Genomic DNA, 15411 nt, shown 5'->3' with positions numbered 1-15411 from the left:
GGTCTACAGGGGGCGGAATAGTAGCGCAACCGATGTTGAAGAAACGTCGACCACGAGCGTTGATCCAGCGCTTTTGTATCGGATTGTTTACTGGAAACCTGCGCTATCCGCGAGATACCGAGCCCTGGTTATCCACCGCGTCCTGCGGGAGCTGCACGAACCTCCGCTCGATAAACACCTGGGTTTTGCTCGCACAATTGCTGGCGACTGATAGAAGCTTGAGGGTTACAGGCTTTCTGAAGACCTGATCGGCTCGGAAGGGTGCCTGTCTGGATGCGGTATTTTTGGCAGTGCAGGTTCAGGGGCCGTCATGGTCGCTGCGCTATCGGTTGAGGTGTCGTGGGAGCTGGAAACAGGAAGCGTAGGCAGAAGCAAAACGGTGAAGAAAAATGCGACGAACCCTGCGATGGCCCCCAGCAAGTTAGCGACGACCAGGTTCAGGGCGCCGCGTTTTTTGACCACGATCATCCAGATGGCGGCCCAGATAGAGAAGCTGAAGATGAAGAAAAAAAGGGCGAGCATGGAGGGTGTCTTTTCCGAAGGACATTGGGGCTTGGCACCTTAGCAAAATCGGTAGGTACTCCCAAGGTTATGGGGAGCGCAAAGAGCCCTGCATGAATAAAAAGCCCCGATCCAATTGGATCGAGGCTCCTGTTTCTAAAACGCAATGCTGCTTGAAGCTGCTACAGCATCAACTCATGCCACTTCAGTCTTTGCTGGCTCACTGAGCAACTGTCGTTGTTGCTCCGGCCGCGCAGCTTCAAACGTCTCGGCCTGGGCGCTGGTCCACATGCGTTGGTAGAACTCGCTGGTGCAGCGGCCTTTGAGCAGTTCGCCGGATTTGAGGAAAACGTGGGTTTGTGAATACAAGCGCACTTCGGTGTCGCTCACGCGGCGTACCAGGTGTTCGGCATTCAGTTGCCAAGGGTGTTGCAGGCCGGCGGCGGCGATCATTTCGGAGAGGGCGATCAGGGTGTTGCGGTGGAAGCTGTAGACCCGTGCGGCCTTGTCCGGCACCACCAGCGCCTGTTGGCGCAGCGGGTCCTGGGTGGCGACGCCGGTGGGGCATTTGTTGGTATGGCAGGACTGTGACTGGATGCAGCCGACGGCGAACATGAAGCCCCGCGCCGAGTTGGCCCAGTCGGCGCCCAGCGCCAATACGGCGGCAATGTCGAAGGCGCTGATGATCTTGCCGCTGGCCCCGAGGCGAATCTTGTCCCGCAGGTTCAGGCCCACCAGGGTGTTGTGGATAAACAGCAAGCCTTCGCGCAGCGGCATGCCGATGTTGTCGCTGAACTCGCGGGGCGCGGCGCCGGTGCCGCCTTCGCTGCCGTCGATCACGATGAAGTCGGGGAGAATCCCGGTTTTCAGCATGGCCTTGGCGATGGCCATGAATTCCCAGGGCTGGCCCAGGCACAGTTTGAACCCTACGGGCTTGCCGTCGGACAACTCCCGCAACCGGGCGATAAAGCGCAGCAGCTCCAGGGGCGTGGAGAACTCGCTGTGGCGGGCAGGGGACACGCAATCCTGGTCCATGGATACGCCACGGGTGCTGGCGATTTCAGCGGTGACTTTGTGCTTGGGCAGGATCCCGCCATGGCCGGGCTTGGCACCCTGGCTGAGCTTGATTTCGATCATTCGCACCTGCGGGCTCTTGGCCTGGGTAGCGAAACGCTGGGGATCAAAACGTCCCAGTTGGTCACGGCAGCCGAAGTAGCCGCTGCCCAGTTCCCAGATCAGGTCGCCGGCGTGCTCGCGGTGGTAGGGGCTGATACTGCCTTCGCCAGTGTCGTGGGCGAAACCGCCGAGCTTGGCGCCTTTGTTCAGGGCGCGGATGGCATTGGCGCTGAGGGCGCCGAAGCTCATCGCCGAGATGTTGAAGATCGAGGCGCTGTAGGGTTGGGTGCACTGCGGGCCGCCGACGGTGATGCGGAATTCGACCGGGTCGCGCGGTTCGGCGGGGGTCATCGAGTGGCCGATAAATTCGGAACCGACCTGATACACGTCACGTAGGGTACCAAAGGCTTGCTCCGCGCTTTGGTTCTTGGCGCGGGCGTATACCAGGGAACGCTGGTTACGGGAGAAGGGCAGTTGGTCATCATCGGCTTCCAGCAGGTATTGGCGCAGCTCCGGGCGCACCCGTTCCACCAGGTAGCGGATATTGCCGATCACCGGATAGTTGCGCCTTACTGAATGTCGGGTCTGGCGCAGGTCATACAGGCCCAGCAGGCTTAGCGCGGCGGCCACCAGGGTCACTGGCCACCAGCCGGGAAAATTCGAGGCGAGCAGCAGGCCGCCGAGGGTCAAGACAATGCACAGCGTGAAGCACGAGTATCGGCTCAATAAAGACAGTTTCATGCAGGGTTTCCTTATCGCGGGGTGGCCTTCGCGGGTGCTGCGCAGGGCTGTTGCCGCGCGCACGTAGGCGTCAGGCCGGAAGTGCTTTCAGGGCGTCATAGCGGGCTTGCAGCTCCTGACGCTGCAGGCGTCGTTGCTGGGCCTTGGCATGCCGGCGCTTTTCCAGCGGGGTTTCCGGAGTCAACGGGCGCACAGGCACCGGCAGGCCGTCTTCATCTACCGCGACCATGGTGAAGTAGCAGCTGTTGGTGTGGCGCACGCTGCGTTCGTGGATGTTCTCGGTCATCACCTTGAGCCCGACTTCCATGGAGCTGCGCCCGGTGTAGTTGACCGAGGCGAGGAAGGTCACCAGCTCGCCGATGCGGATCGGCTCGCGAAACATCACCTGGTCCACCGAGAGGGTCACCACGTAGCGCCCGGCATAGCGTTTGGCGCAGGCAAAGGCCACCTCGTCGAGCATCTTCAGCAGGGCTCCGCCATGTACGTTGCCGGAGAAGTTGGCCTTGTCCGGGGTCATGAGCACGCTCATGGTCAATTGATAGCTGCCTGGTTCCATGGTGTTCCTCGTGCTATCAGTCGAGTGTTGTTGACGGCCTGTCGGCCCCTTGGGCGAGCAGGATGGGAGAGGTTGCGATGCTTCTAGCGATCCCTCACGATGCCGCAGGAAAGGCTCTAGCCTGAGACTTTGCGTCAGTGTCCAGGACCGTGGCGGTGAGTCTAACAATCGGCTTTTTCGTTAGCTAGCTAACGATTTGTGAGAGTGTTTCTCCGCTTTGGTAACAATGCGACAGAATGTCTCAGCTAGGATTCGGCAACGCTGCAGCGCCGCGACTGGCGAGCAGCACCTATGAGATTTCCCGCCGGGTCAGGTTTTGACCGGTGCGTATAAATGCTCGAGTACCGGCTACGGTAGTTGCCGAGTCGTCATGAGTCTTGGGGTGTGGTTGATGAATGAGTACCTGCATAACGTGGCAATCGGCCTGGTGGCAGTCCTGCCAGTGGCCAATCCGCTGACCAGTATTTCGTTGTTGCTGGGGCTGGGTTCCAGCCTTTCGGTCGCCGAGCGCAACCGACAGATTTTCAAGGCCAGTGTGTATGTCGCGTTGATCATGCTGGTGAGCTTCTACGGCGGCAGCCTGGTGATGAAGGTGTTCGGCATCTCCATTCCCGGGTTGCGTATCGCCGGCGGGCTGATCGTCACCTATCTGGGGTTCACCATGTTGTTCCCGAAAAACAACCTCGATGAAACCGCCTTGCAGCATGATTTGCTGTCGGATCAGGACAAGGTCCTGCCGAACTACCGCGACCTGTCCTTCGTGCCCTTGGCCCTGCCGGGGACCGCAGGGCCGGGCACCATCGCGCTGATTGTCAGCTCGGCCTCGACCCTGCAATCGACCTATGGCGAAATTCCCTGGGTGATCCATGGCGCGGTGGTCACGGTTACCCTACTGACGGCATTGATCTTCTGGGTGGCCCTGCGCTGCTCGGGGCAGATCATGAAGGTGCTCGGTGAGTCGGGTATCGACGCGATCTCCCGGGTCGTGGGCTTTCTGCTGGTGGGGATGGGCGTGCAGTTCGTCATCAATGGCGGCATGGAACTGGTGACCGGGCACGTGGCTGTACAGGCACTGGGGGCCGGCTGAACGACCGGGCAGACAACCGAGTGCCCGCCCTGATCATTTTCTGAATCAGGGGGCTAATCGCTGAAGTGGGAGCAGCCACACGACCGAAGTGAGGTGTGTTCGGCGCGCAAGGTGCAGCGAGGAGCCAGGCATGACCTGGACTGCACCTTTGACGAACGCCTGTCAGCTGGCTTTTGGCAATGGTTCTTCGTGGCTCTGCACCAGCGCCTGTGGCTCTCCCTGTTCGATCACCCAGCGCATCAGGTCCGTCACGCTCACTCGATGCTTGCGCTCTACCCAGTGCCGGCCTTCGGGGCTGTAGCGTTCGGTGTAGCGGCTGAGGATCAGGTGTTGTTGATCAATGGACAATTGCAGGCTGACTTCGCGGCAGTGCAGTGCGTTATCGCCGTGCTTGGCGACGCGTTGCAGCAGGATCAGCGCAGGATGTTCAGAAGTCATCACGGGTGGAGCCCTCGCAGTGGTCTTTGACAGGTTCGGTGGCGCCCAGCCGGCCTTCACGGACGAAGGCGGCGCGGTGTTCAGCAATGACGCTGCGCATCGCGCCGTAGTAGTCGGGCAGTTGTTGCAAGCTATCGGTGAGTGGCAGCAGGGCCGCGCGGCCGTCGATGGTGCCGCCGACCAGGGCCACGGTGCTCAAGGTGCGCACGGTGTCGCTGTTGCTGCCGAACGGGTCGACGACCAGATTCAGGACCTTGCCCACCGAGTCGCGGCTGTTGCCGTTGCCCAGCAGTGGCAGTTCGACAATGGGGCCGGCGCCGATGCCCCAGACACCAAAGGTCTGGCCGAAGTCGGCGCTGTGGCGCGGGATGCCGACCGGGTCGGAAACGTTGATCAGCCCCAGCACACCGACCGTGGTGTTGAGGGCGAAGCGTCCGAGGGTGTTGACCGAGCGTTGCGGGTTGCCTTGCAGCAGATCGTTGATGAAGACCTTGGGCTCGCCGAAGTTGCTCGCAAAGTTGTGCACGCCGTGCTGCATCAAGTCCGGCAGGTGGCGATAGCCGCGAGCCACCGGCGCCAGGGCGTAGTCGTCCACGGCGCGGTTGAAGGCGAATATGCTGCGGTTGAAGGATTGCGCCGGGTCGTACACCGTCTCGCTGACCGGAGTGCAGAGGCTGGCTCCGCTGGGTGCAGGGCTGCTGCAGCCGGCCAGGTAGGCTGCGCTTAGCAGTAGGGCAGTGTGGCGGACAAGGGCGGCGCGACGGTTAAGGGTGGGCATGAATGGCGGAGCTCCAAGGGGGAGAACCGATGCTGGCATGCGAACCTTGCGCAAAAATTTCCTCTTTATTGCGCGGCTGAAGGTTTGTTGCGGTGTTGAAATATATGACGAGACGCGCCGAATGGTTTTGAATGAGCTTTCTTTACCCGCTTAAGTGATGCCTCCGGTGAGCAGTCTTTTGATCGTGGACGACGACGTTGAAGTCCTCGCGCTGCTGAAGAAATTTTTTGTCCAGCAGGGCTATCAGGTGGCTGTGGCCACCGATGGCGTTTCGCTGTGGGCGGCACTGGAGCGTGAAGCGCCGGACCTGATCATTCTCGACCTGATGCTTCCTGGCGAAAACGGCCTGACCCTGTGCCAGCGCCTGCGTCAGCAATACGCTACGCCGGTGATCATGCTCACCGCCATGGGTGAGCTGAGCGACCGGGTGGTGGGCCTGGAGATGGGCGCCGACGATTACCTGAGCAAGCCTTTCGACGCTCGCGAGTTGCTGGCGCGAGTACGGGCGGTGTTGCGTCGAGCCGGGGAAAGTCGGCCGCTGACGGGTGAATTGCCACGGCCATTGATCAGGTTCGCGGACTGGCAGCTGGACCTGACACGCCGCGAACTGCGCTCGCCGGACCAGGTGATGATTCCGCTGTCGGCGGGGGAATTCGACCTGCTGCTGGTGTTTGTCGAGCATCCGCAACGCATCCTCACCCGCGAGCAGTTGCTGGACCTGGCCCGAGGGCAGGCCCATGACGCCTTTGATCGCAGCATCGACGTGCAGGTCAGTCGCTTGCGGCGCAAGCTGGAGTTCGACACCAAGCGCCCGGCGATGATTCGCACCGTGCGCAACGGCGGCTACCTGTTCACCCCAAGCGTGACCCGCCAGTGAAGCTGATCAAGCCGTTGTGGCGCTACCGCCTGCGAGACACCGTGGCGCGCTGGATCGCCCTGACCATCATCATGGCCATGCTCACTGCCTTGGCGTTCAATGCGCTGTTTGTACAATTGGCCGGGGTCTGGGCTTATCCACCGCTGGCCGAAACCGGGTTGCTGGAAAAGTCGGCGTCCATCGTCCACATGATCGAGGCCTCGGAACCGAGCCAGCGTTCGCGGCTGGCTGCGGCGGTCAGCGATGAGCATCTCAGCCTCACCTGGCGCCCGACGCGACAAGGTTTTGATCTACCCGTCCTGGAGGACGCTGAATACCGTAGAGGATCGGAGAAGTTTCGCGCCTTGCTGCATCCGCCGGAGCGGCATATCGAGGGTTATCAGCCCAGCGATTGGCCGGGTACAGAGGGGCGTTATGCCTTGCTGGTGCAGTTGAGCGATCAGTCCTGGCTGATGTTTTCCTCGGCGTCCCGCAGTTGGGGGTTGGAGGAGGGCACACGCAACCTGATCGTGATTGTCCTGGTGTTGATCTCCACCGGGCTGGTGGCGCTGATCGCCACCCGGCGCCTGGCCAAGCCGTTGCAGCAGTTCGCTCAGGGCGCGCGGCGCTTTGCCGTGGATTTTCGGGCGCCGCCCATCGAGCCGGTGGGCCCCCATGAGATCCGTCAGGCGATCCTCGCCTTCAATGCCATGCAGGCGCAGTTGCAGCATTTCATCAAGGACCGCACGCAGATGTTGGCGGCCATTTCCCATGACTTGCGCACGCCCCTGACCCGTATGCGTTTGCGCGGCGAGTTCATCGAGGACGCCGATCAGCAGCAGCGGCTGTTCCGCGATGTCGACGAGATGCAGGCAATGATCAACTCGGCGCTGGAGTTCTTTCGCGACGATGCGCGGCTGGAGCAGGCGACCCAGTTCGATCTGGCGGAGTTGCTGCAGACTTTGGTGGATGATTATCGTGATCAGTCCCAGAAAATTGCCTTCAGCGGCCCGTCGCGGCTGGTGTATTGCGGCCGGCCCCTGGGGCTCAAGCGGGTGATGACCAACCTGCTGGATAACGCGATCAAGTACGGCAGCGAGCCGGTGCTTCTCTTGGCGCAGGGCGAGGATCGGCTATGGGTGCGGGTGCTGGATCGTGGGCCGGGAATTCCACCAGAGGCGCTGGAGCAGGTGTTCATGCCGTTTTTCCGTCTGGAGACCTCGCGCAACAAGAGCACCGGCGGTGTGGGCCTGGGGTTGTCGTCGGCCAGGGCGATCGTGCGTGAGCATGGCGGCGAGTTGTGCCTGTTCAACCGTGAGGGTGGTGGGTTGGAGGCGCGGGTGGAGTTGCCGGTTTAGCGGTGCCGGTGACAGGCCGCCAATCTGAGCAGTATCCGAGCTTGTTCGCGAGTGTCATCCGGGCGATGCTTGGAAGGGAGTTTTCAGGTTGAACAAGGATCGTGTCATGTATAAGGCCGTGAGCATAACAACGGGAATTTTGTTAGTCAGTGGCTGTGCTGTTGTTGGGGTAATGGAGAGTTCCGATCCCCGGCAGAAGCAGGCCAATGCCGAGGCGATGCTGGAGCAGAACCGACCTCGGGCGGCCGAGTTGCTGATTGAACAGTCGTTGCAGCTGTGCCGTCGCTCAGGTCAGGCGTTGTGCTTCGCTGATGGATACCGGGCTTATGGCCGGTTCTTGATGTCCTCCACCTTGGATGGGCAGTGGAAAACCGACTTTGAGCAGAATGGCTTTCGTGAGCCGCAGGTGAGTTACGCCAATCGTTATGACAAGGCTCTGGAGTACTTCCAGCGCTCAAGGGCGCTGTATGTTCAGGAGGGCCGTTTCGATGGCGCCAGCAACGTCAGCCTGCAACGCGGATTTATCTACGAGATGCAGGCCGACACGAGTTCGGCCTGTAATGCCTATGACCAGAGTCAGCAGGATCAAGCACAGAACCAGGGCCTCAAGCCACAGGCCAAGGTTACTTTGCCTGAACGCTATGAATCATTTGCCCAGTACATCGATCAGCAGAAACGCCGTGCAGGATGTGCGCCCGAAGGGTAGCCAGGCCTGCTGCAAAAGCCCTGCCCAGCAGGGCTTTCACTTGCCTAGGACCAGTCGAAGCAGAACAGCACCAGCCCTTCCACCGGTTCGTAGAACATCACGATCAGGTCGGCGCCAGTGATGCCATAGTGGCAGGCGGGTACGCTGAGGGCGTGCTGGAAGCGTCGGCCCGCTGGGCTCAGGGGCCAGACGTCGATGTCGCGGCTGTCGTCATTGGCCTCGACAACGTCCATGGGGAACTCCACGGTTTCCACCCAGTTGCCGTAGCCCTCGGCCACGCCGCCCTGCTCATCGATGAAGCTCAGGCGCCGCTCTGCATCTTCCGGCCAGCTCAGGTAGCCGCGCTCCTGATAGAGCTGGCGTGCGGCCTGGTAAGCGGCGTGCTCCTTGGCGTAATGGCGTTGCAGGGTGGTGCGCAGGTTGCGTTGTGGCTCGGGCAGTTGGGCATTGTCCGGGTGCAGGAAGAAATAACGCGGGTCGCCGCACAGGCGGTAGCGACCGTCCTCAAGCTTCAGGCCGATCCAGTTGGTCTTCAGCAGCTCGGTGTCGAAGCCGTAGTTTTCCGTCAGTTCGCCCACCAGCCCTTCACAAGGCTCGATGGGGCTCAACAGGTGCAGGCGGCCGGACCATTCTGGGTTGATCAGGCTGGCGTCGATGGACAACAGCGGCAGCAGGTGTTCGGCCAGTTCCTGTTGGTCAGCGACGAACAGGTCCTTGGCATCGGGGAAGGCGACGGCACCGGCAGGCAGTTGAGTGAATTCCGGGGTAGCGATGGTAGGCATGCAGCGGGTCCTTGGACGATGGAGAAAAGATCAGCAGCGGGACGCGGGTTTCAGGCGCGGCTGTTACGGAAGCTGCCGGGGGTGATGCCCACTACTTTCTTGAAGGCGCGGGTCATGTGGCTTTGATCGAAAAAGCCGCAGTTGAAGGAGGCTTCGGCCAGGCTGGCGCCGGTGCGCAACAGGTTCTGCACCTGAGCCACGCGTTTCTGGATCTGGTAGCTGTGGGGTGATACGCCCACGGTCTTCTTGAACACCCGGATCAGGTACAGCGGGTCCATGTCCACCAGTTGCGCCAGCTCTTCCAGGGGAATGTTGTGGGCGTATTCGTCTTCGAGTTTTTTCTTGATGAACTTGATCGCGCTGCGTTCGGCACTGGCGACGGCGGCAATGGGCGCGCCGCTGCGTTCGAAGAGTTGGGTCACCAGGTCCAGAAGAATGGATTCGCGCTCCAGGCTGGGAGGGGAGTGTTCAATGATCTGGTGGTGTTGCAGGAAGGTCAGGGCAAAGCTGGGGTCGAGGTTCAGTGCGCTCTGGAACAGATGGATATGCTCGTCGCCAAAGCGCCCTTGAAAGATCACCCGATTGACCCAGCCCGGGTCCAGGTAAAGCATCCGGTACATCCAGCCCTGGTCGTGTCCGGGGAGACCGTCGTGAATCTCCTCCGGGGTGATGGTGACGACGCTGCCGGCACTGCCCAAGTAGTAACTGCCCCGATAAAAGAGTTTTTCAACGCCGCTGCTTATAACCCCTACTGCATATCGATCATGTGAATGCCGGCCGAAAGACTGGGCGCTGTAACGCGCAGATAACAACTCACAGTCGCCTTCGGGTATTCGCCAGAATTGAACAAAGTCCTTGTCCTGAGAAAGGACTTTGCGCTGCCGGTGCTCATCCATGAGTTTGTCCAGTTTTGTGCAATACGGTGGAAAAAAGGGCCGCTAAATTTAGCACCCATTTCATAACGCAAGCTAGGGGAAGTGATGCCTACAAAACTAGTTATTGGGGATTACAAAAAGTCTTCATGGTCATTCCGGGCATGGCTGGTTCTGGTAACGGCGGACGTTTCCTTCGAGACCGTTCAAGTCAAGCTGGAGCAGGACGACACCCGTCAGCAGATCCTGCGCCATTCGCCATCGGGCAAGGTCCCGGCGCTGCTGCTGGACAAGGTGGTGATCAACGACAGCCTGGCCATTTGCGAATACGTTGCCGGTGCCTATCCGGCGGCCAACCTGTGGCCCCAGGACCCACTGATCAAGGCCCAGGCCCGTGCCGCAGCGGCGGAAATGCACTCGGGGTTCGTCAACCTGCGCACCCAGATGTCCTTTGGCCTGAACACCGGCGATACCCCTGAGCCGCTGACCGCCGACACCGAGGAAGAGATCCAGCGGATCTTCGCCATTTGGAACAATCTGCGTGAGGCCAGCGGCTCCAAGCAGTTCCTGTGCGGCGGCTTTGGCATCGTCGATGCGATGTTCGTACCGGTGGTGTTCCGCTTCCGTCGTTATGGCGTGGCGGTGCCGGCGCAACTGCAAGGTTATATCGAGCAAGTTCTGGCTTATCCGCCGGTGCAGAAGTGGCTGAAGTTGGCCGCGGCAGAAGTTTAAAAAGTCCAACTTCATATAACGAATAATGCTAACTAAAAATTAATGATTATTTGACTGAAGGCAGAAAAGACCCGGGTGTTTTTTCTGCTTTTTTCGAGTCTGACTTTTGTTACAGGGAGGGGAATTTATGAGTGTTCATAAAGTGACTGCCAAGGATGTTGGCCGTGATGGGCAAGTTTACGACGTGATCGGCATTGGCTTTGGCCCGGCGAACATCGCCCTGGCCATCGCCATGGAAGAAATGGAGTTTGCCGGTACCCGGCTGTTTCTCGAGCGTCACTCGAGCACTCAATGGCAACCGGAGATGATGCTCTCCGGCAGCGATATCCAGAACCATCCGAGCCGCGACCTGGTGACCCCGCGCAACCCACGCAGCCGTTACACCTTCACCAATTTCCTGTTCGAGAACGACCGCCTGTTCGAACACCTCAACCTGGGCCTGGAGTTCCCGCTGCGCAGTGAGTTCGCCGAGTATGTGCGCTGGGTGGCCGGGTTCTTTGCCCGGGATGTGGCCTACAACCAGAGCGTGGCGCAGATCCAGGTCGATGCCGCCAGCAGCCTGTACACCATCACCACCCTGGCTGGGGTGCAGTATCAGGCGCGTGCCGTGGTCCTGGCTCCGGGCCGGACCCCGGTGATCCCGCAGGTGTTCGCCAACGCTGCAACGGACCGGGTGTTCCACCTGACCCAGTATCTGGGCCGCGTGGCCCAACTGGCGCAAAAGGGCGAGCTCAAGCGTGTGGCGGTGGTGGGCGGCAGCCAGAGTGCGATCGAGATCATTCTGCACCTGCGCCATACCTACCCAACCCTGGAAATCGTCAACGTGCAGCGCGGCTACGGTTTCCGCCTCAAGGACACCAGCCAGTTCAGCGAGCACGTGTACTTCCCGTCCTTTGTCGACCAGTACTACAACAGCTCTGCCGAGGCGAAGAAGAGCATCAACCGCCACCTGCACTACACCAACTATTCCGCTGCAGATGCCGACGTGATCAAGGAACTCTACGTGGGCATGTATGAGGACAAGCTGCAGGGCAAGGAGCGGGTGGTGATCAAGGGCCTCAGTGATATCCAGGGCTGCACGCCGGACGGCGAGGGCTACCGCCTGTCGCTGCTCAACACCACAACCCAGGTCGCCGAAGAGCTGGACGGGCTGGACGCAATTGTCCTGGCCACCGGTTTTCGCAACCTCGGCACCGGCCCTCAGGAAGAACGCTACCCAGCAATTCTCAAGGACTTGGCCGAGCACCTGGACTGTGATGCCCAGGGTGTGATCCGCATTGGTCGTGACTACAGCCTGGCCGCCGCCAAGGGCAGCCACTTGCCAGCGCTCTACCTCAATGGCCTGTGCGAATCGTCCCATGGTTATGGCGATGCCGGCTCTTTCAGCCTGCTGTCGCTGCGCTCGCGAGAGATTTTCAACTCGCTGAACCAGCAGCTGGGCTTGGCCCAGGCCGCGGAGAAGATCGCCTGAACAGCGCTCGTTTTAAATCCTGAATCTCGACCCCTTTATGTGAGCAGGCAGTAATGGATATTTCAGAAATGGATGAGTTGGGCGTATTTGCGGATGTGGAGTCTTCGGCGCGCAGCTATTGCCGCAGTTTCCCGGTGGTCTTCGACCAGGCCCAGGGCAGCTACCTCTATGACCTGAAAGGCCAGGCCTATATCGACTTCCTCAGCTGCGCCGGCTCGGTGAACTACGGGCACAACCCCAAGGCGGTCAAGGCGGCGGTGATCGACTATCTGCAACGGGACGGCATCCAGGCGGCCCTGGACATGCACAGTCGGGCCAAGCAGGAGTTCCTCTATAACTTCCGCAAGATCATCCTGGCGCCTCGGGCCCTGCCCTACAAAATGCAGTTCACTTCGCCCACCGGCACCAGCGTGGTGGAGTCGGCGGTCAAACTGGCGCGCAAGGTCACCGGGCGTCGGCACATCGTGGCCTTCACCAACGGCTTTCACGGGATGTCCAATACCGCCCTGGGGCTGACCGGCAACCGTGACAACCGTCAGCCTGGGGTCGATCCCTATGTGTTCCGCATGCCCTTCGATGGCTACCTCGCCGGGCTGGACTCCATCGAGTACTTCGAGCGTTTGCTCAAGGACAACAGCTCGGGCATGGACATGCCGGCGGCGGTGATCCTGGAAACCATCCAGGGCGAAGGCGGGATCAACGTGGCGTCTGCGGAGTTCCTGCAGCGCTTGCGGCAGCTGACGGTCGAGCACGGCATCCTGCTGATTGTCGATGACATCCAGGCAGGCTGCGGTCGTACCGGCACCTTCTTCAGTTTCGAGCCCTCGGGCATCACCCCCGACATGGTCTGCCTGTCCAAGTCCCTCAGTGGCTATGGCTTGCCTTTCGCCCTGTTGCTCCTTCGTCCGGAGCTGGACCAGTGGGCGCCCGGCGAGGACAACGGCACCTTCCGCGGCAATACCCTGGCGTTTGTCGCCGCCACCAAGACGGTGCAGGAATTCTGGAGTGACGAGCGCCTGGTCAAGCACATCCAGGCTAGCGAGGCATTGCTCAAGGAGTGGTTGGCGGAGGTCACCGAGCGTTTCGCTGGGCACATCAAGGACGTGCGCGGGCGGGGGCTGTTCTATGGCATCGAGTTCCACGATCCGGCCATGGCCGCCGGGGTGATGCGTGCCTGCTTTGCCCGGCGCTTGATCATCGAGCGCTGCGGTCCGGTGGATCAGGTGCTCAAGTTGATGCCGGCACTGACCATCGGCAGCGACACGCTGCAGGCCGGTCTGACGAGTATTTTCGAGGCCATGCAACAGGTATTGGAGCAAGGCAAGTTAAGTGACCCGGACCAGGACGTCGATCCTTTGGTCTTCATCAATGGAGTCGCGCATGTCGACTAATACCAACCGCGCCATCATCGAACTGACCATCGGTGGGCTGATGCTCAGCCTGTCGGCACTGGCCGTGGCTTTTGCCCACATCGGTGCTGGCGGCGCCGGCTTCTACCGGATGCTGTTCGCTTCGATCCTGTTCTTCCTGCTGCTCAAGGTGCGACGCATTCCGGTGCTGCTCAAGAGCACCAAGGCGCAGTTGTACACGGCCTTGGCCGGGGTGTTCCTGGCCATCGACCTGGTGCTCTGGCACCAGAGCATTTACATCGTCGGCCCGGGCATCGGTTCAATCCTGACCAACTGCCAGGTGTTTTTCATGACCTTGCTGGGTCTGTACCTGCTCAAGGAAAAGCCGTCGATCTACTTCCTGATCTCCATCACCCTGGCGTTTGTTGGCCTGTACCTGTTGCTGTTGCCGGAAATGAGCAGTGCGGTGGGCATCAAGGGCGTGGTGTATGGCGTGCTGTCAGGCCTGGCCTATGCCATCTGCGTGTACTTTCTCAAGGTCAACACCCAACTGCCTGACGGCGGTGGCGACAAGATCGCACAGATGCTCAACCTGAGCCTGTGGGCTGCGCTGGTGCTGCTGGTGTACGCATTGGCCATGGGTGAAAGCCTGGCGATCGTCGACGGCCAGACCTTGGTGATGCTGATCATCTACGGGGTGATGGTGCAATTTGTCGGCTGGCTGCTGGTCAACCGCTCCATCGGCGCCATCAGCCTCGGCCTGGCCGGGCTGATCCTGCTGCTGGAGCCGGTGATCACCTACTTCGTCGACGTGGCGTTTCTTGGCAAGGCCAGTTCGGCGATGCAGATCGCCGGTGCACTGTTGACCATCTTTGCGGTGTATATCGGTTCGATCAAGCCGCCGGAAAAGGTGACGCCGGTGACCGAGGCCGCCTGAGGCCCCAGCCCGATACTTGAATCCGCTCGACTTTCTGCGCACAGACTTAGCGGCCTGCGCGCAGTTTTTTTTGCCCGGGATCTAAGCCGACAGTGCCAACCGCGTGGTTCCGGCATTTGCTGCGGCCTGGGCTTGGGTCAGTTCATCTTCTTCCAATACTCGCGAAGCACGGCCCACCAGCAAGGGATCGGGGGCGTGGGCGACTTTCAGGTCTTTGTTCGGATAGTCCAGCTCGTGCAGGAAGTGGCGGATACAGTTGATCCGCGCGCGCTTCTTGTCATCGGACTTGATCACTGTCCACGGCGCATCGGCGGTGTCGGTGTGGAAGAACATCGCTTGCTTGGCGGCGGTGTATTCATCCCACTTGTCCAGGGACTTGATGTCGATGGGAGAGAGCTTCCAGTGCTTGAGCGGATCGTCCCGGCGTGAGATGAAGCGCCGCAGTTGTTCTTCACGGTTCACCGAGAACCAGAACTTGAACATCAGGATGCCGCTGTTGCACAGCATGCGCTCCAGCTCCGGAGTCTGGCGCATGAACTCCAGGTATTGCAGGGGCGAGCAGAACTCCATGACCCGCTCGACCCCAGCGCGGTTGTACCAGGAGCGGTCGAAGAAGACCATTTCACCGGCAGTGGGCAGGTGCTGGATGTAGCGCTGGAAGTACCACTGGCCTTGTTCCTGCTCCGAGGGTTTTTCCAGGGCCACGATCCGCGCGCCACGGGGGTTGAGGTGCTCCATGAAGCGCTTGATGGTGCCGCCTTTGCCGGCAGCGTCACGGCCTTCGAACAGCACCACCACGCGCTGCCCGGTTTCCTTGACCCAGCTTTGCACCTTGAGCAGTTCGATCTGTAGCTCGTTCTTGGCCTTTTCGTACTCGGCGCGGCGCATGCGGCTGCGGTACGGGTAGTTGCCCGGCAGTACGGCCGACACGCTGTCTTCGTTGGAACCGCGGGGGGCGCTGGCGACTTGCAGGGCCATGGGCTTCTGGCTGATGGTGCTGATCTCAGCTTCGGCGGTTTTCACCGGCACGGCTTTGGCGGCGGTGCGTGGGCGGCGTGGGCGTGGAGCGGCAGCTTTGCGCGGCGCAGCAGGCGTAGTGGGGCTGGTGCTGGCCGGGGCTTTTTTCACCGG

16 protein-coding genes are annotated in these 15411 nt (G+C 60.7%); 8 read left to right on the top strand and 8 right to left on the bottom strand.

What is annotated here, in order from left to right; all coding sequences use genetic code 11:
• Positions 1 to 225: 225 nt before the first annotated feature.
• From GV818_RS20055 to GV818_RS20045, 3 genes are all read right to left on the bottom strand, one after another.
• A complete protein-coding gene (locus tag GV818_RS20055; protein ID WP_161756666.1) occupies positions 226 to 522 on the bottom strand; it encodes a hypothetical protein in 297 nt (98 codons plus the stop codon).
• Positions 523 to 696: 174 nt separating this feature from the next.
• Entirely contained in the window at positions 697 to 2358 is a 1662-nt protein-coding gene (locus GV818_RS20050) for an FMN-binding glutamate synthase family protein (RefSeq protein ID WP_161777331.1), read from the bottom strand.
• Positions 2359 to 2428: 70 nt separating this feature from the next.
• A complete protein-coding gene (locus GV818_RS20045; RefSeq protein ID WP_161756664.1) occupies positions 2429 to 2914 on the bottom strand; it encodes an acyl-CoA thioesterase in 486 nt (161 codons plus the stop codon).
• Positions 2915 to 3305: 391 nt separating this feature from the next.
• Between GV818_RS20045 and GV818_RS20040 the strand changes: the two genes are divergently transcribed.
• Complete coding sequence (locus GV818_RS20040) at positions 3306 to 4001, top strand: MarC family NAAT transporter (protein ID WP_161777330.1); 696 nt, start codon at positions 3306 to 3308, stop codon at positions 3999 to 4001.
• Positions 4002 to 4163: 162 nt separating this feature from the next.
• Here GV818_RS20040 and GV818_RS20035 read toward each other — a convergent pair whose 3' ends face one another.
• Complete coding sequence (locus tag GV818_RS20035) at positions 4164 to 4442, bottom strand: hypothetical protein (RefSeq protein ID WP_161756662.1); 279 nt, start codon at positions 4440 to 4442, stop codon at positions 4164 to 4166.
• Positions 4429 to 5217 carry an MlaA family lipoprotein gene (locus GV818_RS20030; protein WP_161756661.1) on the bottom strand — a complete coding sequence of 263 codons (789 nt, stop codon included), beginning with the start codon at positions 5215 to 5217 and terminating at the stop codon, positions 4429 to 4431. The genes GV818_RS20035 and GV818_RS20030 overlap by 14 nt, the downstream gene beginning before the upstream one ends.
• A gap of 166 nt (positions 5218 to 5383) precedes the next feature.
• Between GV818_RS20030 and GV818_RS20025 the strand changes: the two genes are divergently transcribed.
• The 3 genes from GV818_RS20025 to GV818_RS20015 all read left to right on the top strand — a co-directional run bounded on the left by GV818_RS20025 (position 5384) and on the right by GV818_RS20015 (position 8137).
• A complete protein-coding gene (locus GV818_RS20025; RefSeq protein ID WP_161756660.1) occupies positions 5384 to 6094 on the top strand; it encodes a response regulator in 711 nt (236 codons plus the stop codon).
• Positions 6091 to 7431 (top strand): ATP-binding protein, encoded by a 1341-nt coding sequence (locus GV818_RS20020; protein ID WP_161777329.1) that lies wholly within the window; start codon positions 6091 to 6093, stop codon positions 7429 to 7431. The genes GV818_RS20025 and GV818_RS20020 overlap by 4 nt, the downstream gene beginning before the upstream one ends.
• 106 nt (positions 7432 to 7537) lie before the next feature.
• Entirely contained in the window at positions 7538 to 8137 is a 600-nt protein-coding gene (locus GV818_RS20015) for a hypothetical protein (RefSeq protein WP_161777328.1), read from the top strand.
• A gap of 44 nt (positions 8138 to 8181) precedes the next feature.
• Here GV818_RS20015 and GV818_RS20010 read toward each other — a convergent pair whose 3' ends face one another.
• The gene (locus GV818_RS20010) at positions 8182 to 8919 is read right to left on the bottom strand and encodes a hypothetical protein (RefSeq protein ID WP_161777327.1); all 738 of its coding nucleotides are present in this window, start codon (positions 8917 to 8919) and stop codon (positions 8182 to 8184) included.
• A gap of 50 nt (positions 8920 to 8969) precedes the next feature.
• The gene (locus GV818_RS20005) at positions 8970 to 9815 is read right to left on the bottom strand and encodes a helix-turn-helix domain-containing protein (protein WP_161777326.1); all 846 of its coding nucleotides are present in this window, start codon (positions 9813 to 9815) and stop codon (positions 8970 to 8972) included.
• Positions 9816 to 9899: 84 nt separating this feature from the next.
• On the opposite strand from GV818_RS20005, the gene GV818_RS20000 reads away from it, so the two are divergent.
• The 4 genes from GV818_RS20000 to GV818_RS19985 all read left to right on the top strand — a co-directional run bounded on the left by GV818_RS20000 (position 9900) and on the right by GV818_RS19985 (position 14280).
• Positions 9900 to 10523, top strand: a complete 624-nt coding sequence (locus tag GV818_RS20000; protein WP_161756655.1) for a glutathione S-transferase family protein — start codon at positions 9900 to 9902, stop codon at positions 10521 to 10523.
• Positions 10524 to 10650: 127 nt separating this feature from the next.
• Positions 10651 to 11994 carry a SidA/IucD/PvdA family monooxygenase gene (locus GV818_RS19995; RefSeq protein ID WP_161777325.1) on the top strand — a complete coding sequence of 448 codons (1344 nt, stop codon included), beginning with the start codon at positions 10651 to 10653 and terminating at the stop codon, positions 11992 to 11994.
• A gap of 68 nt (positions 11995 to 12062) precedes the next feature.
• Positions 12063 to 13385, top strand: coding sequence for a diaminobutyrate--2-oxoglutarate transaminase (gene ectB / locus GV818_RS19990; RefSeq protein ID WP_161777380.1), 1323 nt, complete (start codon positions 12063 to 12065; stop codon positions 13383 to 13385).
• Entirely contained in the window at positions 13375 to 14280 is a 906-nt protein-coding gene (locus GV818_RS19985; RefSeq protein ID WP_161756653.1) for a DMT family transporter, read from the top strand. Before ectB ends, GV818_RS19985 begins: the two co-directional genes overlap by 11 nt.
• 81 nt (positions 14281 to 14361) lie before the next feature.
• On the opposite strand, the gene ppk2 is transcribed toward GV818_RS19985, so the two are convergent.
• Complete coding sequence (gene ppk2 / locus GV818_RS19980; protein ID WP_161756895.1) at positions 14362 to 15258, bottom strand: polyphosphate kinase 2; 897 nt, start codon at positions 15256 to 15258, stop codon at positions 14362 to 14364.
• Positions 15259 to 15411: the final 153 nt, after the last annotated feature.

This window comes from Pseudomonas sp. Fl4BN1 (assembly GCF_009908285.1).
Taxonomy (GTDB): domain Bacteria; phylum Pseudomonadota; class Gammaproteobacteria; order Pseudomonadales; family Pseudomonadaceae; genus Aquipseudomonas.
This window is presented reverse-complemented; position numbering and strand designations above follow the sequence as displayed.

What these genes read in the sequence shown, in the direction of transcription:
- GV818_RS20055 (WP_161756666.1), bottom strand. Translation starts at nt 522, where the DNA reads ATGCTCGCCCTTTTTTTCTTCATCTTCAGCTTCTCTATCTGGGCCGCC.
- GV818_RS20050 (WP_161777331.1), bottom strand. Translation starts at nt 2,358, where the DNA reads ATGAAACTGTCTTTATTGAGCCGATACTCGTGCTTCACGCTGTGCATT.
- GV818_RS20045 (WP_161756664.1), bottom strand. Translation starts at nt 2,914, where the DNA reads ATGGAACCAGGCAGCTATCAATTGACCATGAGCGTGCTCATGACCCCG.
- GV818_RS20040 (WP_161777330.1), top strand. Translation starts at nt 3,306, where the DNA reads ATGAATGAGTACCTGCATAACGTGGCAATCGGCCTGGTGGCAGTCCTG.
- GV818_RS20030 (WP_161756661.1), bottom strand. Translation starts at nt 5,217, where the DNA reads ATGCCCACCCTTAACCGTCGCGCCGCCCTTGTCCGCCACACTGCCCTA.
- GV818_RS20015 (WP_161777328.1), top strand. Translation starts at nt 7,538, where the DNA reads ATGTATAAGGCCGTGAGCATAACAACGGGAATTTTGTTAGTCAGTGGC.
- GV818_RS20010 (WP_161777327.1), bottom strand. Translation starts at nt 8,919, where the DNA reads ATGCCTACCATCGCTACCCCGGAATTCACTCAACTGCCTGCCGGTGCC.
- GV818_RS20005 (WP_161777326.1), bottom strand. Translation starts at nt 9,815, where the DNA reads ATGGATGAGCACCGGCAGCGCAAAGTCCTTTCTCAGGACAAGGACTTT.
- GV818_RS20000 (WP_161756655.1), top strand. Translation starts at nt 9,900, where the DNA reads ATGCCTACAAAACTAGTTATTGGGGATTACAAAAAGTCTTCATGGTCA.
- GV818_RS19995 (WP_161777325.1), top strand. Translation starts at nt 10,651, where the DNA reads ATGAGTGTTCATAAAGTGACTGCCAAGGATGTTGGCCGTGATGGGCAA.
- ectB (WP_161777380.1), top strand. Translation starts at nt 12,063, where the DNA reads ATGGATGAGTTGGGCGTATTTGCGGATGTGGAGTCTTCGGCGCGCAGC.
- GV818_RS19985 (WP_161756653.1), top strand. Translation starts at nt 13,375, where the DNA reads ATGTCGACTAATACCAACCGCGCCATCATCGAACTGACCATCGGTGGG.
- ppk2 (WP_161756895.1), bottom strand. Translation starts at nt 15,258, where the DNA reads ATGGCCCTGCAAGTCGCCAGCGCCCCCCGCGGTTCCAACGAAGACAGC.